General features: G+C 67.3%; 10 protein-coding genes. 3 read left to right on the forward strand and 7 right to left on the reverse strand.

Features of this window, described 5'->3' with window-relative positions; all coding sequences use genetic code 11:
- Positions 1 to 94 precede the first annotated feature (94 nt).
- The 7 genes from EOE48_RS24985 to hsdR form a co-directional block, all read right to left on the reverse strand.
- Positions 95 to 3037 (reverse strand): DEAD/DEAH box helicase, encoded by a 2943-nt coding sequence (locus EOE48_RS24985; protein ID WP_127733601.1) that lies wholly within the window; start codon positions 3035 to 3037, stop codon positions 95 to 97.
- Positions 3038 to 3039: 2 nt separating this feature from the next.
- Positions 3040 to 4356 (reverse strand): EH signature domain-containing protein, encoded by a 1317-nt coding sequence (locus EOE48_RS24990; RefSeq protein WP_127733602.1) that lies wholly within the window; start codon positions 4354 to 4356, stop codon positions 3040 to 3042.
- Positions 4353 to 5285: an OmpA/MotB family protein gene (locus EOE48_RS24995; RefSeq protein ID WP_127733603.1), complete on the reverse strand. Its 933-nt coding sequence runs from the start codon at positions 5283 to 5285 to the stop codon at positions 4353 to 4355. The genes EOE48_RS24990 and EOE48_RS24995 overlap by 4 nt, the downstream gene beginning before the upstream one ends.
- On the reverse strand, positions 5285 to 7324 hold the full coding sequence (locus EOE48_RS25000; RefSeq protein ID WP_127733604.1) for a hypothetical protein: 2040 nt from the start codon (positions 7322 to 7324) through the stop codon (positions 5285 to 5287). The genes EOE48_RS24995 and EOE48_RS25000 overlap by 1 nt, the downstream gene beginning before the upstream one ends.
- A gap of 179 nt (positions 7325 to 7503) precedes the next feature.
- The gene (locus EOE48_RS25005; RefSeq protein WP_127733605.1) at positions 7504 to 9246 is read right to left on the reverse strand and encodes a restriction endonuclease subunit S; all 1743 of its coding nucleotides are present in this window, start codon (positions 9244 to 9246) and stop codon (positions 7504 to 7506) included.
- Positions 9243 to 10697 (reverse strand): type I restriction-modification system subunit M, encoded by a 1455-nt coding sequence (locus tag EOE48_RS25010; protein WP_127733606.1) that lies wholly within the window; start codon positions 10695 to 10697, stop codon positions 9243 to 9245. Before EOE48_RS25010 ends, EOE48_RS25005 begins: the two co-directional genes overlap by 4 nt.
- A 3-nt stretch (positions 10698 to 10700) precedes the next feature.
- A complete protein-coding gene (gene hsdR, locus EOE48_RS25015; RefSeq protein ID WP_127733607.1) occupies positions 10701 to 13151 on the reverse strand; it encodes an EcoAI/FtnUII family type I restriction enzme subunit R in 2451 nt (816 codons plus the stop codon).
- A gap of 542 nt (positions 13152 to 13693) precedes the next feature.
- Here hsdR and EOE48_RS25020 point away from each other — a divergent pair.
- From EOE48_RS25020 to EOE48_RS25030, 3 genes are all read left to right on the forward strand, one after another.
- The gene (locus EOE48_RS25020; protein ID WP_187371539.1) at positions 13694 to 17251 is read left to right on the forward strand and encodes a TM0106 family RecB-like putative nuclease; all 3558 of its coding nucleotides are present in this window, start codon (positions 13694 to 13696) and stop codon (positions 17249 to 17251) included.
- A gap of 82 nt (positions 17252 to 17333) precedes the next feature.
- A complete protein-coding gene (locus EOE48_RS30070) occupies positions 17334 to 19889 on the forward strand; it encodes an AAA family ATPase (protein ID WP_127733609.1) in 2556 nt (851 codons plus the stop codon).
- Positions 19886 to 21169 (forward strand): McrC family protein, encoded by a 1284-nt coding sequence (locus EOE48_RS25030; RefSeq protein ID WP_127733610.1) that lies wholly within the window; start codon positions 19886 to 19888, stop codon positions 21167 to 21169. Before EOE48_RS30070 ends, EOE48_RS25030 begins: the two co-directional genes overlap by 4 nt.
- The last annotated feature ends 38 nt before the right edge of the window (positions 21170 to 21207 follow it).

Below are 21207 nucleotides of genomic sequence, written 5' to 3' on the forward strand. Positions count from 1 at the left end.
ATCGTCGCCCTCGCCTACAACTGCCGGCGCCTCCACCGCTTGTGCCACGCCTGAGACCTCACGGCCCGCGCCACCCCCGCAAACGACACGCCCGTCAGATCAAAATACCAATCCGACAGGCTGCTAGCCTGCGCTTGCGGAGCATCAAGTCGTTGAGCAGGCAGTCGAAAGAGTCCTCCCGATATTCTGGGTGAATCGCCATCGGCACATGGATGGTGACCGGACGGTTCTGGCCGAGCCGATGAACACGGTCGTTGCATTGCTCTTCGACCGCGGGGTTCCACCAGCGCGACAAGTGGATGACGTGCGTCGCGGCCGTCAGTGTCAGCCCCGTGCCCGCTGCCTTCGGGCCGAGGACGAGGAGGTCGAAGGTCTCCTCGCTCGCCAATTGCCGCTGAAACCGGTTGACGATGGCTTGGCGTTGCGTGATTGGTGTATCGCCGTTGATCAGGTCGATGCGGGACAGCCCGAACCGCGCACGGGCAAGCTCGATCAACCGATACTGCATGCGCCGATGCTCGACAAAGACGAGCGCACGCTCGCGCCGCTCGGCGATCGATTCAAGAATGTCGAACACTGCGCTCAGACGCGCCGACGATTCGATGAAGGCGGCATCGTCCTCGGCACCGTCGAGGCCCGGATGAACAGAGACGGTGCGCATATGGTGCAGCATCTTGAGCGCTGCACCCAGACCGCCCTGCGCGAGCTTGAAATGGGCATCCTCGTAGGCCGCGGCCTGGCACTCTGGCATCGGTCTGGGATGCAGACGTCGCTCCTTGTCCGGCAGGTCCCGCGCGACGACGTCCTTGATCCGCCGCAGCGCCAGGGCCGGCAGAGGCGGAGTCGGCGCGAAAACCCGCCGATGAAGCTCGGCCATGTTGGTCGCCTCGGGCGTGCCGTAGCGGTCGCGAAACTCGGGCAGGCTGTCGAGCGATCCCGGCGCGAGCTGATCCATGATCGCCCACAGATCGACCGAGGCGTTCTCGATTGGCGTGCCCGTCAACCCGATGCGGAAATCCGCCCGGACCGAGCGGGCCGCCGCAGCGCGCAGGCTCGCGGGATTCTTGAGCGCCTGGATCTCGTCGAAGACGACCGCGCTGAACGGGATCTGCCGCAGGCTGTGCTGGTAATTGACCAGCGTCGTATAGGTCGTGAGGATCCAGGAGCGGTGGGCCCGTCCCTCATCCAGGGCTTCGCGCAGGAAGGCGAGATCGAGTTTGCTCTCGCCGGTCTCGATGTCGCGCCCGGACGTGCCGGCCCGCTTCCGCGCGCCGATCCCGGAGCCGTAGAGGCGGATGAGGTTCCCGAGCCCTGGCTCCTCGGTGTGTTGGGCGACCTCCTGCTCCCAGTTCACGAGGAGCGAGGTCGGCGCGACGACGAGCACCGGCCCACGGTGGGCCGCCCGCGGATCGGCCGCGTGCTGCTTCAGCCAGGCCAGGAAGGCGATCGTCTGCAAGGTCTTGCCGAGGCCTTGCTCATCCGCGTTGAGGATGCCCGGTAGGCCGGCTTTCCAGGCAGCGACCTGCCAGGCGAAGCTCTCGCGCTGATGGTCCTTGAGCGGCGTGCGGACGATCGACGGCAGCGTGTCGGGCACCGTCATGACGCGCGGCTTGACCTGCGCCACCCATTTGAGCGCGTCGAAATTGACGACCGTCTCGAGGACGAGGGGGTCGGACGGACCGCGCCCCGTCTCACTCTCATCCTCGGGTGCGGCGTCGCTTCCGCGATAGCGCTCGATGAGGGCGAGGGCTTCGGACCGCGCCGGAAGGTCGAGTTCGGCGAACGGGACGGTCGCCGCGCCGGCCACCATCGCGTCGGAGACGCGATGGTGCAGAGCGTCGACCTCCGCCGGCGCCAGGGCTTCGAGGGCGCGGGTGAGCTGCGCCGCGAAGGCTTCCGGCAGCCAGGTCGTGCCGCTGTCCGGGCCGATCTGCAGGTCAGGCTTGCGGAACACCCCGATGCCCGTCACCCGGTCGGCGTACTCCTGAGTCTCGACGAGCAGCGGGAGGGCGGCCGTCTCGATGGCCTCCTCCTCGCCGATCGGATCGAGCCCGTCGAGCCGGCCGTCGCTGCGCAGAGCGGCTTCGACCGCTTGCGCGATGAGGGGCCGCGGGTTGCGCAAGAACGCTTCTCGCTCCGGGACGGGCGCGTGCTGCATCCGGGCCATCACGGACAGGGCCGGTGCGGCGGCGGGATCGACGACGAGGAAGTTGCCGGGCCCGAGGCGATAGGCCGAGAGCGCGCCTCGCGCGCGCACCCGGTCTTGGAAGCCGCGCAGGAGCGGCCCTGCGAGTTCTCCCGCCTCCTCCGGCACGCCGGCCGCCTCGTCATACCCCGCCTTGGCGAGGTTCGGTCCCGAGAACGGGACGACGTCGAAATCGTCTTCGTCCTTGGGCGAGAGGGCGAAGCGGTCCGCGATTCGGACTTCGAGCCCGGCCAGGAAATCGGTCATCGAGACGCGGGCCGCCGGCGTCGAATCCGCGACTCGGACGCCGGGGTCGAGCAGCTGACGGAACCGGGCCAGGGCGTTCCAATGCTGGGCTTCGTTGCGCCCGGGCTCGAACCCTTCCGAGACCGCGACCGCGTCCATGAGCCATTCCGGCAGCCGCCGTTCGCCCGCCGAGGTCTTCAGGATGGCGCCGACGCGCTGCACGGTTTGGCGCTGGCCGTTCTTGAACCACTCGTGGCGCAGGCGGAACGAGGGGGATCCGAGCACCCCTTCGGCGTCCGTGCGCAGCGCCAGGTCGACGGTCGGCGGCAGGCCGATCGCCTCCGCCGTCCTGGCGTCGAGGGCCGCCGCCAGACGATGGGAGAGGCGGATGCGGTCGGCCGTGACCTCGAAGAGTTCGGCAGGCTTCTCGGCGGCTAGCGCACGCAGGTCGGCGATGGCGAGGAGGAGCGTGCGCTCCACGGGCGGCAGACGATCGAGCTCGCGGCGATCCCGCCGGAGCCCCAGCCGCCCGAGGAGGCCGCCGGTCTTCGGCAACGAGAGCGTGACGGTCTCGGGATCGAACGCGAAGGCGAGGGCGGGCGCCATGGTCAGATCCTCTCCTCGACCCAGCCCTGCCAGTTGCCGAGATGCGATTTCGCCTCGGCGCCGGGCGTCAGCCGGATGCGCTCGCAATCGTAGGCATCTCGGTACAGAGCTGGTGCTTGCGGATCTCCCTCGCGGAAGATGTGCACCCGATAATTGTGCGACCCCTCGACGACGATCTTGGCGCCGCATTTGAGGATGAGGAGCGAGGTGTTGGCCCGCGAGCCGCCCGCACGCTGCTCGCCGTAAGCGAGCACGCCCCGGGTCCCGGTTGCAGCGAGCATGCGCTTGGCATAGTCGGTGCCGCTCGGCGAGAAGGCGACCCAGGCCGCGTCGATCCGGCGCTGGGCGTGGAGCTTGAGCCAGAAGCGCCGCCGCGGCTCCCACATGTGGCTCGTCTCGACGGCCGAGACGACATCCAAGAAGAACCGGATGTTCTCGCCCGTGAGCCAGCGCATGATCACCGCGAGGCGATCCGGTGCGACGCCGGCCCAGGCCCCGCCCTGCTGCACCCGCGGATCGCCGTAGAACCCGACGAGGGACTGGGTGATGACGCTGAGATCCGCCTCCGGCGGGTCGCCCGTCGTCCAGTGCCCGAGCACCGCTTCGATCGCTTCGCTGGCCCCCGACGACCGGGCCGCGGCCTGCCCGTCGGGCTTCAGCCAGGCGAAGAGCCGGTCGATCCCGGCCCGTGTCGCCAGGGTCGGTTCGAGCCGGGCGACATAGGCAAGGTGAGCAAAATCCATCAGGCCCGGCGCATGCGGCGAACGGAGGCCCAGAGCCCTCAGGCCCGACCAGGGGGAGGGCATCGCCATCATCGCCTGCGCCACGGCCTCGGGCGCCGCATCCGGCCGAAACACCTCCGGGATCGCCGCGAGGAGGTCGCGCCACCGCGCGCCCAGGCGGTCGCGGACCGCGCTCAAGGCCTGCGCGAGGTCGCGTGTGTGCGGGGCGCCCGGCTCGAAGCTCTCGAGGTAGACCGAGGCCATCGCCCCCAGGAACGTCGGCCGGTGCGAGGCCCGGACCTCGTCGAGGTAGAAGCGGCGCAGGTCCGCCAGATCGGGCCGCCGTCGCCTCCGCTCGTCGAAGGCGGCCCGGCCCACCTGCCCGACGAACGACATCGTCACGTCGTCCCACCTTTCCTGCGCGAGATGGGCCTGCATGCGCCGCACCAGCGCGTCGCGGTCGCGCTCGGGCGGGTCGGGCACGACGTCCGGCCAGCGTTGCACGACCCGCTCGGCGGTCGCCGTCAGAACCTTGAGGTTCGGCAGGGCGGGCGGTTCCGGGAGGCGCAGCCGCGAGAGGATGTCGTCCAGGCTCATCGCAGCGCCGTCCCGGTAAGGCCGCGCCTGAGGCTGTCCTTGATGCGCTCGACCTCCTCGACGTTCTGCGGCGTATACATGATGATCCGCAGGTCGATGCGCCGGTTCGTGGCCTTGCCGCGCTCGGAGGCGTTGTCCGCGACGGGGCGAAGGCGGCCGTAGCCCGAAACGGAGAGGACCGGCTGGCCGGCGCTGTTGAGGTCGTCGAGCAGGGCGGGCTCGCGGCCGCTCATGGCGAACAGGGTCTCGATCGCCCGTTCGGTCGAGAGGCTGAAATTCGAGCGGTCCTGGCCGGAGGCATCGGTGTGCCCCTCGATCTGCACCGCCTCGATCACCGCGCCGGCGGCGTTGCACGCCGCCTGCCAGCGCGCCGCCTTGCCGAAGGTGTAGCACGGCAGAAGCTCGTTCAGCCGGGCCGCGATCGCCGCGACGACCCGGCGCTTGTCGTCGGCGAGCCGGCTCGCGCCGCTGGCGAACAACCCGTCTCCCTTGAAGCGCAGCGCGTCGGCCTCGATGCTGACGATCTCCTTGAGGTCGGGGAAATCCGCCAGCAGCCGGTCGCGCAAGGTCCGCAGGATCCGGTCGCGCTCGTTCGATACGGCGGAGAGGTAGGTCTGGAGGCGGTTCGTGCGCTCCTTGCGCAGTTCCTCCTCCAGGCGCGCCACCTCGCGCCGCAGCTCCGTGGTCTCGGCCGCCAGCCGGTCGCGCTCGCGCTCCAGCGCCTCCTTGCCGGCGCGCAAGACGTTGCGTTCGTCGAAGACCCGCTGGTACTCCGCCACCGGGACCGTCTGGTCGTCCTTCAGTTGCGAGGCGAAGAAGGCCAGCAGGATGATCACGATGAACAGGAAGCTCACCGTGAGGTCCGTCATCGAGACGAACGCCGATTCCTCCTCCTCGTCATGCGCGTGGCGACGGATGGCTCCCCGCATCAGCGCCTCCGGCTCTCGGGGATGAACGGCTCGGCCTGCTCGACGACGGCGCGCAGCGTGTCGAGGGCCGGCGCCAGCTCGGCCTGCATCCGCCGCACGTAGTCGGACAGGGTGTCCACGGCCGCCGCGACCTTCACCGCGTAGAGGTCGAAGGCGGTTCCGAGCTTCTCGTCGAGGCTGTCGAGCTGTGCGCCCTGGCCCTTGAGGCGATCGACCAGCTGTCCGGCGCCGGCGAGCGAGGCCTCGATCGCGCGCGCCTGCCCGCCGAGCGCGGTCTGCGCGGCGGCCAGCGCGTCGGCGGCGCTGCGGGCGGTCTGCTCGGCAGACTGACTGACCGTGCTCGCGACGTGCTGGGTCGCCTCGGCCAGTTGGCGGATTCCCGTCTCGATCCGCTCCGTCGTGGCGCGCAAGGGCACCGCCGCCGAGACCAGGGCCTCCGAGGCGCCGCGGAACTGGCCGGCCGCGCGCTCGGCGGCTTCCGCGCTCGCCCGCACGCCGTCGCCGAGGCGGCCGGTGCCGCCCGCGGCGGCCGCGACGCCGTCGGCGGTCTCGCGCAGGCGGGCGGCGATGCTGTCCAGCGGCGCCAGCAGGTCCCGGGCCGCCTTGGCGCCGACCTCCCGCGTCGCCTCGGCGATGTCGCTCGCCGTCCGGCTGAAGGCGTCGGCGACGGTCGAGCCGGCGGCGCCGATGCGGGCGCTCGCCTCCTGTCCGGCCGCCTGCATCCGGGCCGTGGCGTCGGCCGCCCCCGTGCGGGTCGCCGCTTCCAGTTCGGTGCGGAATCCTTCCGCCGCCGCGCGCATGTCGGCCGCGGCGGCGCCCATCGCCTCGGCCCCCGCGCGGGTGTTGTCGCGGATCTCCTGGAGGGTCTGGTTCATGGCGCCGAGGAGACGGTCCGCCCCGTCGGTGAAGGCATCGTTCGTCGTGGCCGCGGTGGCGCCCATCGTGGCCCGCAGGTCGTCGACGGCCTGGGCGAGCCGGGTCACGGCGGCGTCCATCTCGGAGCCCATCCGGCCGGAACTCCGGTCCATCCGGGTGGACAGCTCGCCGATGCGGTCGCCCGCCTGGACCAGCCGCTCGCTCGCCTGCGCCAGGGCGCGGCCGACGTCGTCGGAGAAGCGGGCCGAGAGGTCCTTGACCATGCTGCCCATGTGATCGGTGCCGAGCTGGCCGACCTGCTGCAGCAGCGGGCCCATCGTCGCGTTGATCGAGTTGGAGATCGCCGCCGGGATGTCTTCGCGCAGGGGCCGGCCGAGCTCCGCCACGAGTTCGAGGCCGATCAGGCGGAAATGCTCCCGCTGCTCGCGGGTCGCCCGCAGCTGCTCGGCGGCGAGGTTCTCCAGGCTGATGAAGCTCAGGCGCTTCTCGATCTCGGCGCAGAGCGTGTGCAGCGCGTGCTCGACGCTGCCGACGCCCCAGCGCAGGACGACCGTGAACACGATCGAGCACAGGAGGCCGGTCAGCGACATGATGAACTTCGCCGAGGCGATCAGCAGCAATTCGCGCAGCGAGCTCTGAACCTTGTCCGGCGTCGAGAGGTCCATCGCGCCGAGCGCCGAGATCAGGCCGAGGAAGGTCAGGAACAGGCCGATCGTCACGAACAGGCCCGGCACCGCCCGCCAGAACCCGGCGCCGAAGCCGAGGTCGTCGGCGTTGAAGAAGACCGCCGGCCGCACCGAGTTGCGCAGGATGACCGCGCCGTCCTCGTCATGCTCGACCAGCGTCTCGCGGTACTTGTCCCAGGCGGTGGCGACCTGCTTGCGCGCGCCCCGGCCGCCCGAGCGCAGGATCTCGGCGTCGAGATCGGCGATGGAGCGCCCGAACGAGGCCTCGTCGGTGGCCCGGCGCACCACGAGGCGCAGCTTGCGGATCGCCGCCACGCGCGCAGCGATGCCCCGGCCGTAGAGGAGCGCGAGGAGCGCCAGGGCGAGCACGAGCGCGACGGCGATGAGCCCCGGAACGGCCTCGCTCTTCAGCAATCCCGCCGCGGCGAGGACGGCGTCGCGGGCGGCGATTCCGAAGGCGAGGATCCAGTCGGTCATAGAAGCAGGAGCCTAGCGACGCTTGAGGGGTGTTTGGTCGCCCGTAGCGTTCGGGCGCCCGTGATGCAGGCTCCACGGGCAAGTACCGGTGCGTCGGCACGGCAAGGGGCTGCAGGCCAATCGGATGTTCACGCCGCCGCGGTTTGCGTCCAACCTTAGCCCGGTGCAATCGCGAAGGATCACTCCGCCGCCTCCACCAGACAATCCTCATCTGGCGCCAGCGCCTCGACGAGCAGCACGTCGAGTAGAAGGCGGCGCATCGCGGCTGCTGTTGTGAGGCTCGCCTCAAGCTGGTCACATATTGACATCAGCGAATCGACCTTGGCGACGATTCGCCGTTGTTCGGCCAGGGGTGGAAGGGGGATTGAAAGCACTTCCCACTTGCCTTTGCTGATAATCGGCAAAGTTCCTGTGCTGGCCTTGCTCCAAGCCAAAGACTGGAAATCCGAAGTCTTTAGGGCGATTGCAACGAAGGCGGTTAAACCATCCAAGTAGGGCGTTAGAGAGTTGATCTGCTGATTGAAGCACACCGGGCGAGCGGTGGTGTTGATTTTTCCCAAAGTCGCACCAATACAGACCATCAATATAGAGTTCTCGGCGGCTAGCCTGGAGTGGGAGATGCCGATCTCTGACAAGCCGGGTCCATCGTAGTTGATATGGTTGCCGTCGAGGTCAGCGGGCTTGATAAAAGGGATGAATTTCCCAAATAGATCAGGGTTTGCCGAGTTTGGGCTCGTGCCGGTTTTCGTCTGTCCGATTTCAGTCAGCCGCGCCCATGACCAGCTGCTCGGCAAGTCGAAACCGTGTTCGCCCCCATAGTGGGGTGGCGATTCGCCCTTGTCCTTTCGAGTCTTGCCTTTTGCCTCGAGCGCAATTCGTGCCTTTTTTAATTGCTTCAGCAATTCTGAGGCCGGTTCGTCGTTCGCGTCCTGCGGCACGAGCTTGCCGCGCACGGCGAGGTTGACGATAGTTTGGCGCAGGGCCTTGATCTGATCGGGCCGCGCCGTGAGAGCCGGCAGGGCGTCGAGGACGAAGCGGGCGTGGTCGGCGAAGGCGTCCTCCGCCTCTCGCGTCGGCGAACTGGTCGCGGCCGGCGTGGTGGATCGAGCCGCCACGTTCGGCGGCGGGTTCGATGCCGATGCGGAGAGGCGCGGCGTGACCGTCTCGGGCGCGGTGAGGCGGGCGAGGCTCGCCGCCGCCAGTTGATCGCGCATCGCCTCGCGGTTCGCCCGTGCCGCCTCCAGCCGGTCGCACAGGCCCATCAATTCATCGACTTTGGCGACGATACGATGCTGCTCGGCGAGCGGAGGAAGAGAGATCAGGACATCTTCAAGCCTTCCCTTTGTGATGTGCTGCAAACCGACGCCGCCATGCGCTTTCGCTATCATCGCGTCGAGGCGGCCGTTGATGGCAATGCGTAAAAACGACGAAATGAAAGCATCTGTTTTGAAATCGCAACGAAAGATATGCTGATTTAGAACAGCCGGCCCACGGTTCCAGATGAAAGCACCAAAGGATGTGCCCGGTGTGCCAGACCAGCTAATCAGGAATGAGCCGTCGTCAATCAACGATCGCTCGCGCGCCTTCCCAGGGTCACAAAAATTGAAAGGCGCGTCGTGATTATTGAGGTTCTGAATTCGGACAATGCGTAAGCCTGACTTGTTCCAGTCTGACGGCTTGAATGCCATGCCATTCAAAAGATCCAGTTGATCGCCAACCCGAAACCAGCACCAGTTGTCGGGTAGATCAAAGGGCAGAACACCGAGCGGTTTATCAGAGCTTTTTAGAGGCCGCTCGTTGGGATGTTGAGGCACCAACTTCCCTCGCACCGCTAGATCAAGAACGAACCGACGCAACCGCGCGACCGCATCCGGCGCATCAGCCACCTGCTCGTAGTACGCCAACAAACGATCCGCGTTCATCGGGCCAGCGCCTCAGCCAGAATCGCCTTCAACTGATCCCGGTAGCCCGCCGTCTTGGCCTCGGCACGGGCGAGACTGGCCAGCAACGCCTCGGGATCGCCCTGGTCCTCGGCCTCTGCATGCGGATTCTTGAAGTCGAGATTGTACCCCCGCGCCTTCACCTCATCGATCGGGACGCGCCACGCCCGTTCCGTCTCCACGCGCCCCTCGCGCGCCGTCCCGCCCCACCAGTCGAGGCAGCCCTGGAAATGCTCCAGCCGGATCGGCTTCGTCATCGAATAGGCCTTCTGGCCCGCGGGCACCCGGTGCTCGTAGAACCACGTCTCGGTCGTCGGCCGACCCTTCTCGAAGAACAGCAGGTTGGTGCCGATCGAGGCGTAGGGCCTGAACACCGAGTTCGGCAGGCGGACGATGGTGTGGAGGTCGCATTCCTCCATCAGGTGTTCCTTCAGCCGGGTCTTGATGCCCTCGCCGAACAGCGTTCCGTCCGGCAGCACCACGGCGGCGCGGCCCTTGTCCTTCAGGAGCCGCACGATCAGCGCGAGGAAGAGGTCGGCGGTCTCCTTGGTGCGGAAGGTCGGGAAATTGTCCTCGATGCCGTCCTCCTCCCGGCCGCCGAAGGGCGGGTTGGTGACGACGATGTCGACGCGCTCGCTCTTGCCCCAGGCGATCAGCGGGCGGGCCAGCGTGTTGTCGTGGCGCACGAAGCTCGGATCCTCGATGCCGTGCAGCAGCATGTTGGTGACGCAGAGCATGTGCGGCAGTTGCTTCTTCTCCACCGCCCGCAAGGCGCCCTGCATCCGCTCGCGCTGCCTGGGCGTGCGGACGTACGACGTCTCCATGTGCTTGATCGCGCAGGTCAGGAACCCGCCGGTGCCGCAGGCCGGATCGAACAGGGTTTCGCCCGGATGCGGGTCGATGCGATCGACCATGAAGGCGGTGACGGCCCGCGGCGTGTAGAACTCGCCGGCATTGCCGGCCGATTGCAGGTCGTTCAGCAATTGCTCGTAGAACTCGCCGAAGTGGCGGCGCTCGTCGAGGTCGTTGAAATCGATCTGGTTGATCTTGTTGACCACCTGGCGCAGCAGCTGGCCGGACTTCATGTAGTTGTAGGCATCCTCGAACACGTCGCGCACGACGCGGCGGCGGTCACCCGGCAGCCCGGTGAGCTTCAAGCCCTTGAGCGTCGGGAACAGCGCGTCGTTGACGAAGTCGAGCAGCGTCTGCCCGGTGATGCCCTCGGGGTCCGCCGCCCAGTTGCGCCACTGGAAGCGGTGCGGAAGCGGCGACTGGTAGCCGGGCTTCGTCAGTTCCAGTTCCTGGTCCTGGTCGTCGATGATCTTGAGGAAGAACAGCCAGGTGAGCTGGCTGATGCGCTGCGCATCGCCGTCGACCCCCACGTCCTGACGCATGATGTCCTGGATCGACTTGACGGTGGTGCGGACGATCATGTCTCAAGCGGTCTCCTGGTAGAGGGCGTCTTGGTAGAGGGCATCCTGGATCGCATGCGCGGCTTGCTCGAAGCCCGCCTTGTCGCCGAACGCCTTCACGAGTTGCACCACGCTGCCCATCGCGGTGAACGGCTGCACCCTCAGCACGTTGGTGTCGTCGAGGGTGAGCACGCCTTCGTCGCGGTACTTGTCCAGCAGCGCGTCGAGGACGGCGCGGGCCTTCGGGCCGTATTGCGTGAACACGTCGCGCTTCCGGACGGTCTCGGCCCGCTCGCGGCGCGTGAGCGGCTTGCGGTCGAAGGCGACGTGGCAGATCAGATCGAACGGATCGAGGTCCGTCTGGCCCAGCTCCCCGGCGATCACGTCGAGCGCCAGACCCTCGGCTTCGAGTTCCTCGAGGATCGCCTGCTTGCGCTCCGCCGACTTCCAGCGCTTGAGGAAGTCGTCGAGGCTCGCGAACCGCTTCAGCAGCGCCGCCTTGGTGAAGTCGCGCAGGGATTCGGTGACGAGCCGGCCGGCCTCGTCGAGATACTCGACCCGCTCGGCCACGATCCGCGCCCCGACGCCGTCGACGTAGACCTTGCGGGTCGGGGTGCCGGACGTTTGCGGTCCGCCCGGCTGGTCGACGATGGTCTCGTCCGGGGGCAGCTCGAACGGCGCCTGCTCGCCCTCTTCGAGCCCGTCGGGCGGGACGATCGGGTCGTCCTCGCCGGGCGCGTAGATCTGCACCGGCTCGCCGTCGAAATCCGGGTCGGCGAAATGGCCGGTTGCGCCGCGGAAGTCGATCAGCGTGAAGAAGAATTTTTTGGTGTCCTCATGCACCCGGGTGCCGCGCCCGACGATCTGCTTGAACTCGGTCATCGAACCGACCGCGCGGTCGAGGACGATCAGCCGGCAGGTCTGGGCGTCGACGCCGGTCGAGAGCAGCCGCGAGGTCGTGACGAGCACGGGGTAGCGCGATTCCGGGTCGATGAAGTTGCCGAGCTGATCCTGGCCCTCCTTGTCGCTGCCGGTGATGCGCATGACGTAGCGCAGGTTCTCGGCCACCAGATCGGCGTTCTCGTTGACGAGGGCTTGGCGCATGCGTGCGGCGTGCTCCTCGTCGACGCAGAACACGATGGTCTTCTGGAAGCGGTCGCCGCTCTCCTTGAGGAACTCGGTGATCTTCCTGGCGGTCAGCACCGTGCGGTCGTCGAGGACGAGGACCCGGTCGAAATCCTTGGTGTTGTAGATGCGGTCCTCGACCTCGTTGCCGTCGCGGTCGCGCTGCCCGATCGCCGGGCGATAGCCCTCGACGTCGCGGTCGATATGGACCTTCACCACCTTGTAGGGCGCCAGGAACCCGTCGCTGATGCCTTGCTTCAGCGAGTAGGTGAAGACCGGCTCGCCGAAATAGTCGATGTTGGACACATACCTGGTCTCCTTCGGCGTCGCCGTTAGGCCGACCTGCGTGGCGCCGGAGAAATGCGTCAGGATCTCCCGCCAGGCCGAATCCTCGGCCGCGCTGCCCCGGTGGCACTCGTCGATGACGATCAGGTCGAAGAAGCCCGGCGAGAATTCCTTGTAGAGCTTCTGCCGCTCCTCCGGGCCGGTGATGGCCTGATAGAGCCCGAGATAGACCTCGAAGGACGGGTCGATCCGCCGCTTCCGGTCGAGGGCGAGGGTGAGGTCGACCGCGGTGCCGTCCTGCCGCTCGATGGTCTTCGCGCTCGTCGAGAGCTTGGCCATCTTTCCGCCGAATGGACGGAAGTCGTTGACCATCGTCTGGTCGATCAGGACGTTGCGGTCGGCGAGGAACAGGATGCGCTTCCTGCGGCCCGCCTTCCACAACCGCCAGATGATCTGGAACGCCGTGTAGGTCTTGCCGGTGCCGGTCGCCATGACCAGCAGCACGCGGTCGCAGCCCTTGGCGATCGCCTCGATCGCGGCGTTGACGGCATTGACCTGATAGTAGCGGGGCGTCTTGCCGCTGCCGTCGTCGAAATAGTCCTGGAGCACGATCTCCTCGGCCTCGGCGTCGAGGCCCTTCCAGGCGCGGTAGCGCGCCCACAGCTCGGCCGGCGACGGGAAGGCGTCGAGCCCGAGATGGGACTCGTTCAGAGCGCTCTGCCCGGTCCGGTCGTGGAACACGAAGCCGTCGCCGTTCGACGAGAAGACGAAGGGGACGTCGAGCGTCGCCGCGTAGCCGAGGCCCTGCTGCAGGCCGTCGCCGACGTGATGCTTGTTGTCCTTGGCCTCGATCAGCGCGATCGGGAGGTTCTGTTTGTAGTAGAGGACGATGTCCGCCTTCTTGGCGGTGCCCCGCGTTACCAGCTTGCCGCGAACGATGATCCGGCCCTTGGTAAAATATACCTCTTCCCGGATCTGAGACATCCCGTCCCAGCCGGCGCTCCTGATCGCTGGAAGGATGAATTTCGTGCAGATATCGCGCTCGGTAAGGCCCTTCTTATCCATCGGTGGAGCAAGCCTCTCGCGCGATCGTGCCCTGCCATTTGTCTCACGGCCTGTACGATTGAAGGCTGCTGGCTCCCACTTCGGGGACTGGGCGGCCTCACTTTGCACCACGACCGCCGTTTCCGCCACTGTTAACCGTTCTTTGTAAACTTGAACGATAGTCGTGTCGCTGTTGTCTATGGCTTGCACGCAACACTCGAACCCGCATCACGCAAATCGCCCTGTCGTGGCGCACAAATGACTGACCGGCCCGCAAGGCGGCTCCACGTCCACGCAGCGCCGCATCAAGCCAGAATAGACCATAGGCCGGGCCCGGGCAGAGCGTCTCGAACGGCCCTCGTTGGCCGAGGCGGGCGTCCCGGGAATGCGGCCATGGCCGTTCGCTCGCGTCACCGAGGGAGGCCGCCCGCGCGGTCCTGTGAGGCCGTCCGGCAACACTCCATGGCAGAAGAGTTGTGCATCCCCGGCGACAGGTTGCGGAGCCGGGGCGAGGGCTTCAGCCTGGGGAGATGACGGGCCGTCATGCCCAGGCCGATCCCCTGATGTTCCAGCCGCCCCTCGTCGATCCTGCCCAGGACCCGATTCATCTCTCGTCGAGCCTGGCCACGGCCTTTCTCGGCTGCCCGGCCTCGGCCGCCTGGACGATTGAGGCGCGGCGCGGGCAGCGGCCCTTTCTCGACGGCTGCGAGGATCCGCACGGTGACCTGATCGCCCGCAAGGGCCGGGCGCACGAGGCGGCTTGCGCGGCGTTCCTGCATGCCCAGCACGGCCCGCCGGTCACGATCCCGCACGGCCCTCACCGCGCCCGCTCCGAGGCGACCCGAGCCGCGATGGACCGGGGGGTGCCGCTCATCCACCGCGGCACGCTCGCCTCCGATCTCTGGCTCGGCCATGCCGGCTTCCTGGTGCGGGTCGAGGAGCCGTGCCCGAGCTGGGCATGGTCCTACGAGCCCTGGGACGCTAAGCTCGCCCGCCATGCGCGGCCCGAGCACCTGTTCCAGCTCGCGATCCACGGTGATCTCCTCGCGGGTCCACAGGGACGCCCGGCGCAACGGGGCGTCCTGATGCTGGCGACTGGTACGGAAGGCCCGGACCATCGCGCCCTGCCGTTCGCCCTCGACGAGGTGCGCTACTACGTCCGGCGCGCGGCCGGGCGCCTCGAAGCCTTCGCCGCCGAGCTGCCGGGCGATCTGACGCCCGATCCCTGTGGCCATTGCGACGCCTGCGCTTGGCTGCCGGACTGCGAGGTGCGCTGGGACGAGGCGGATCACCTCTGCCGCGTGGCCGATCTGACGAAACGGCAGACGGCACGGTTGAAGGCGGCGGGCGTCTCGACCCTGGCAATGCTGGCCGCGCTCGACACCTCCGTGCCGGGCATCGGCGGCCAGACGCTCGCCCGCCTGACGCAGCAGGCCCGCCTCCAGATTGCGAGTGCCGCCTCGGGCGAGGGGAGCTACGAACGCCTGACGCCCGCCCCGGGCCTCGGCTTCGACCGCCTGCCCCGGCCGGACCCGGGCGACTTGTTCTTCGATTTCGAGGGCGACCCGATGCATCCGGGCGGCCTGGAATACCTGTGCGGCGTCCTGTGGCGGGCCGGGCAGGGAGACGGGGAGGGTGATCCGATCCCCGGACACCCGGACCTGCGGTTCGTCGCCTTCTGGGCTCACGACCGGGCCGAGGAGCGGGTCGCCTTCGCGGCGCTCATGGACTTCCTGAGCCGGCGTCTCGCCGCCTCGCCCCACGCCCATCTCTACCACTACGCGCCCTACGAGAAGACCGCCCTGCGCCGCCTCGCCTCGCTGCACGGTATCCGGGAGGCCGAGGTCGACGACCTCCTGCGCCAGGGGCGGATGGTCGATCTCTACCGGGTCGTGCGCGAGGGCCTCCGGATCGGCGAGCGGGGCTACTCGATCAAGAAGCTCGAACGCTTCTACATGCCGGCCCGCACGACGCAGGTGACGTCCGGCGGCGCCAGCACCGTGGTCTGGGACCTCTACCAGCGCTCGCGCGATCCCGGCCTGCGCGACGAGATCCGCGACTACAACCGGGACGATTGTCTCTCGACGCTGCTGCTGCGGGACTGGCTCGAGGCCGTGGCCGGCCCCGGCCGTCCCCGGGCCGCAGCGCCGATGCCGGTGCCGTCCGCACCCGAGACCGACAGGGAGCGGTCGGCGCGTCAGGCGCGCGAAGCCCGGATCCTGAGCCAGGCCGCCCTCGTCGCGCGCCTGACGGAGGATCCAGCGCATCCAGACGCAGCGGCGCGGCAGCTCGCGGCCGACCTCGTCGGCTTTCACGATCGCGAGGCGAAGCCCGGCTGGTGGGCGTTCTTCGATCGCCAGGAGCGCGATGCCGACGAGCACGTCGAGGACGACGAGTGCCTCGGCGCCTGCGCGGCCGCGGGAAAAGACTGGATCGGGCAGGAGAAGGGCAGCCTCACCTTCCGCTTCGACTACCCCGCGCAGGAGACCAAGCTGCGCGTCGGCGACGCAGTCTACATGGCCGCCACGGGCGAACCGGCCGGCACCATCATGGCTCTCGACGAGGGTGCGCGACGAGTCACCCTCAAGCGCGGCAAGGTGAAGGGCCCGCTGCCCGACGCCCTCAGCCTGATGCCGGGCGGCCCCATCGACAGCGCCGTCCTGCGCGACGCGATCCACGACGTCGGCACCGACCTGGCCAGTGGGGGAACCGCGTTCCCGCACATCCGCGCGCTGCTCCGGCGGGATCCGCCGCGGCTCACGGGCCGGGCGCCCGGCGCGCCGATGATCGCTCTCGAGGATCAGGCCGATCCCGGCCGGTTGCTCCAGGCGGCGATCCGAGCCGTCTGCGCCCTCGATCGCTCGTGGCTCGTCATCCAGGGACCGCCGGGCGCCGGCAAGACCTACACGATCTCGCACCTCATCGCCGCGCTGGTCGCGGCCGGCCGCACAGTCGGCATCGCCTCGAACAGCCACAAGGCGATCGACAACGTCCTCCACGCGGTCGAGACACGGCTGCACGAGCAGGGTACGCCACTCAAGGTCGTCGGCCAGAAGAAGGACGGGGGCGGAGACCGCTTCGAGGGGCGCGGCTACATGGTCAGCGAGACCAGGAACGAGGCGCTCGACCCTGGCATCGCGGTCATCGGCGGCACGGCCTGGGTGTTCGCCCGGCCCGAGCTGCGCGCAAGCCGCGACGTGCTCTTCGTTGACGAGGCCGGTCAAGTCTCGCTCGCCAACCTCGTCGCCATGGCGGCGGGGGCGCAGGCGGTGGTTCTCGTCGGCGACCAGATGCAGCTCGCCCAGCCCATCCAAGGCACGCATCCGGGCGACAGCGGCGTCTCGGCGCTCGACCATCTGCTGCAGGGGCAGGCCGTGGTGCCGGCGGCGCACGGGATTTTCCTGTCGCGGACCTGGCGCATGCACCCGACGCTCTGCGCCTTCGTCAGCGCGGCGATCTACGAGGGGCGCCTGGAGGCCGAGGCGGGATGCGCGCGCCAGCGGCTCGTCCTTGGCGCTGACGCGCACCCGGCGCTCAAGCCCGCCGGCCTCGCCTTCCAGGCGGTCGCGCATGCCGGATGCCGGCAGAGGTCGGAGGAGGAGGCGCACACGACGCGCGAGATCCTGGAGAGCCTTCTCGGGCAGGAGGTCTTGGATCGGCACGGACGGCGGCGCGCCGTGACTCTCGACGACGTGCTGGTCGTCGCCCCCTACAACCTGCAGGTCAATCTGCTGCGCGACTCGCTTCCTGAAGGGGCTCGGGTCGGCACCGTCGACAAGTTCCAGGGGCAGGAGGCCGAGGTCGTGATCGTCTCGATGACGACCTCGGGCGCCGAGGAGATGCCGCGCGACGCCGCCTTCCTGCTCTCCCGTAACCGCCTCAACGTCGCCATCAGCCGGGCACGGTGCCTGGCGGTGCTGGTCGCCTCCTCGGGGCTCCTCGATCTCGTGGCGGGGAGTATCGAGGAGATGCGGCTGGCGAACCTGTTCTGCTGGGCCGAGTCCTATTCGGCGAACCGAGAGGCTGATGAGCTGCACCCATTCGCCCAAAATATGATGATGTTCGCTACTAGGCAGTCTGACCATGATCTCGAAAAATCATACTTGATTCGGGCAAATTAAAATCAAATACTAATATTTATTGGTTACTTTTGGTCATTTATAGGTAAATAATTCACCCTTATGTGAAGGAGGCGATTTGCTGATGCAGAACCAGGAGAGTGGGCAGGGATGGTCGGAGATAGAAGCTCGAATTGCTGATAATGATCTGCAGGCGCCAAACGGGAGGCGCCAGCAAATACTCAAACTCATCCGTGACAGCGACCTTATTCCGAATGGCGGCGCGACCAAATACATGGTTGGATTTCTATTTCGGCGACACAACGTCGTCGTCTGGGAGCTTTCGGGGCAGGCTCGAAACTTCTTCGTTGCTGCCAAATGGCAAGGTGCCCTCGAGCGCACCAGCCTGACATGCGAGCCCCGACCCTATGAAAAAGGACAGACGGACGGAGGGCGGCACTCTGCCCTGAATCGATCATGGTCCTTCCCCCAGGAAGACTGTCTTTGCGTGAAAATCAACCAAGATCAGGACTTTCGCAATCTCCTGAGCGTGATCGGGAGTGCGCAATCCGAGCAGGACGGCATCCTCGATCGAAAGAGCGTCGAGGCCGCGATGGACGCAATGGATCAAGGTGGCGACAACGAAGAACGGGTCCGACTATCCGACCGGTTTGACGCGGCTGTCACCACCTGGGTTCGTTCTACGCGCAACCGCAATGGGCGCGTGTATCCGACAATGGCGATCGTGTGCCGTGTCTTGGGGAGTGCCGGATTGACCGACGGCTGGTCCGAGAAGACCGATGCCGCCGCACGGCTGCATAATGCCGGGTTCATCGTCGTGGACGCCGAGAACGACCCGCTCCAGCCTCCGGAAGGTGTCGATCATCTCCTGCGCGACGCCGAGCGTATCAGATTATGCGCCTATCACTACTTCATCGAGCCAGAGCGCGAGAAAAATGCGTCCCAGGTCGAGATCCGCGCCGGGGACCTCGCCAAGGCCATGGGCTTGAAGGATGCTCTGCCCAACGTCTGCCAGGTGTTGGGCGGCAGGAAGTTCCAGCAGCTGGCCCGGGTGCCGGCGCCTTCGCATACCGAACCAAACCCCAGCAGCTCGACGACCTTCACCTTCAGGCTCAAATTTCAACATAAGGCGGTCGAAGTGACGAAAGCGACAGCCGAAGTAGAGCATTCGGCCAACAACCTGATTCTCTACGGTCCACCTGGAACCGGGAAAACCTACACAACAGCCGAGGAAGCTGTGCGGCTGTGCGATGGTGAGCGTCCGACCGCCGAGCCCGACGCCGTGCGCCGTCGCTACGACGAACTGGTCCGAACGGGACAGATCCGGTTCGTGACCTTCCACCAGTCCTACGCCTACGAGGACTTCGTCGAGGGCCTGCGCCCGACCACGGGCGAGACCGAGGATGGTCTGCCATCCGCCGGCTTCCGGCTGGTGCCCAAGCCCGGAATCTTCCGCGAGATCGCGACGCTTGCCGAGCAGGCGCGCAAGGCCGCGGCGGGGGAACGGCGCGGCCCCGTCATCGACCTCGCCGGACGGCAATTCTGGAAGATGGCCCTGGGCGCCAAGGACGCCGAGGAGCACGTCTACCAGGCGGCGGTCGCGGGCGGCTACGTGGCGCTCGGCTGGGGGGGCGACGTCGATTTCAGCGATCCCCGCTTCGCCGAGATCGAGGCCGTGAAGCAGGAATGGCGCACGCACTACGCGGACGACACGACGCCAAGCCACATCAGCCAGCCCTGGACGTTCCGGAACGCCATGAAGGTTGGCGACATCGTCATCGTGCCCTACGGCAACACCGCCTACCGGGCCGTCGCCCAAATCACGGGCGATTACTACTTCGAGCTCGGCGAGGACGGCACCTACAACCACCGTCGGAAGGTCCGGTGGTTGCTCGTCCTCGACGAGCCGCTGCCGCTCGACACCATCGTGGAGGGCAACTTCACGATGCGGACCCTCTATGAACTCCCGCGGCATCGGATCCGGGTGGAAGGCCTGCAACGTCTGATCGGCGGGCCGCCCCAGATCGCGAGTCCCGCGCGTGCCGACCAGTTCGTGCTTATCATCGATGAGATCAACCGGGCGAACGTGTCCAAGGTCTTCGGTGAGCTGATCACGCTGCTCGAGCCTGACAAGAGGTTGGGTCAGGACAATGCCCTGACCGTCACTCTCCCCTATTCGGGCGATACGTTTGGTGTTCCGGACAACCTGCACGTGATCGGCACGATGAACACGGCCGACCGCTCGATCGCGCTGCTCGACACTGCTCTGCGGCGACGTTTCGCCTTCCGCGAGCTCGAGCCGCAGCCGGAACGCCTGCAAAGGGACGTCGAGGGCATCGACCTCACTGCCGTGCTGAGCGCGCTCAACGCCCGGATCGAGTACCTCGTCGACCGCGAGCATCGGATCGGCCACGCCTTCTTCATGCTTTGCCGCACCCGCGCCGACATCGACGCTGTGATGCGGAACCGCGTCATCCCCCTGTTGGCCGAGTACTTCTTTGAGGACTGGGAGCGCATCCGCCTCGTTCTCGGCGAGGGCGAGACTAGGGATCAGGGCGCCTTCCTGAACCGCACGCGGCTCAAGCCACCGCGGGGTCTGGAGGATCACGGCCCCGACCGCTGGTCCTACGCGGTGCGTGAGACGTTCGCCGAGGATGCCTATCTGCAGTTGCTGGCATGATCCGCCGAACGCTCAGGGAATGGGAGTACCTGCCCGTCTCGGCATCGGCAGACGAGACCGGCGTCACTCGCGACCAGGCCGACCGCCTGCTCGCGGCGGCGCGGAGGACAAGTCTCGGCGGCTCGGATGGAGAGCGGGTCCTCGTCGACGGCGGCCGGCGGCTCCGCGCCCAGCAGGTTGTCGGCATCCTCGTCGCGGACGGTGTCACGCTCGAGATCCTGCCGAAGATCGACGCCGACGCCGCGACCACGCGGGCGAGCCTCGTGCACATGCTCGCGGTCGTGTACGATCTCGAGATCGCCGCCGGACCCTCGACAGATCTCGGCTGGCAGTCGCGGGATTTGATCGACATCTTGATCCAGCTATTCTGCGACAAGCTCGCCGCGGTCCTGCGGCGCGGTCTCCCGCGCGCCTACCTGCGCCGGGAGGGGGATCTCGGCGCCCTGCGGGGCCGGCTCGACGTCACACGCCAGTGCACCGTGCTGGCCGTGAGCCCGCAGCTTTTGGCCTGCCGGTACGAGGATCTGGAGGGCGACATTGCCCTCAATCGCGTTCTCAAAGCCACCCTCGTGCACCTCGCTGCCTTGGCGCGCGCGTCCGAAACGCGCCGCCGCCTGAGGGAACTCCTCTTCGTTTACGACGAGGTCGCGCTCCCGGCACGCGCGGCCCTGCCCTCGAGCGAGATCGTGCTCGACCGCTCCAACGCGCCCTGGCGCGAGGTGTTGGGCTTCGCACGCCTCCTACTCGGTGACCGCTTTCAGACGACGTCGGCCGGCGAAGCGCGGGGCTTCGCGCTGTTGTTTGAAATGAACACGCTGTTCGAGGAGTTCGTTGGGCGCACTCTGCGTCGCGCGCTCGCCGGGTCGGGAGCCAGCGTCTCACTGCAAGGACCGCGGCGTCATGCCCTGGTCGATCTCGCGCGGGAGAATAGCCCTGTCTTCGCCACGCGCCCCGACATCCTCGTCAGCTGGAAGGACGGGCTGACCACTGTTCTCGACACGAAATGGAAGCGCCTAACGGACAGGACCGAGGATACCCGTCGCGGCGTCGGGCAGGCCGACATCTATCAGCTAATGGCCTACGCGCAGGTTTACGAGTGCTGCAACCTGATACTGATCTATCCGCACCACATCGGCCTTCCTATGCCAGCGGGGCGTTTAGCAGATTACGGCATCGTTAAGCCCGACGGGGCGTGTCTCACGCTGCTCACAATCGACCTGGCAGCGCCCAACACCATCCGTGATCATTTGCGAGCTCAGGTGACGAGTCCTAGGGTCTAAACCCGTTCAACGCCTTGCAAAGATGATCGAAATGTAAT

The organism is Methylobacterium oryzihabitans (assembly GCF_004004555.2).
GTDB classification, from domain to species: domain Bacteria; phylum Pseudomonadota; class Alphaproteobacteria; order Rhizobiales; family Beijerinckiaceae; genus Methylobacterium; species Methylobacterium oryzihabitans.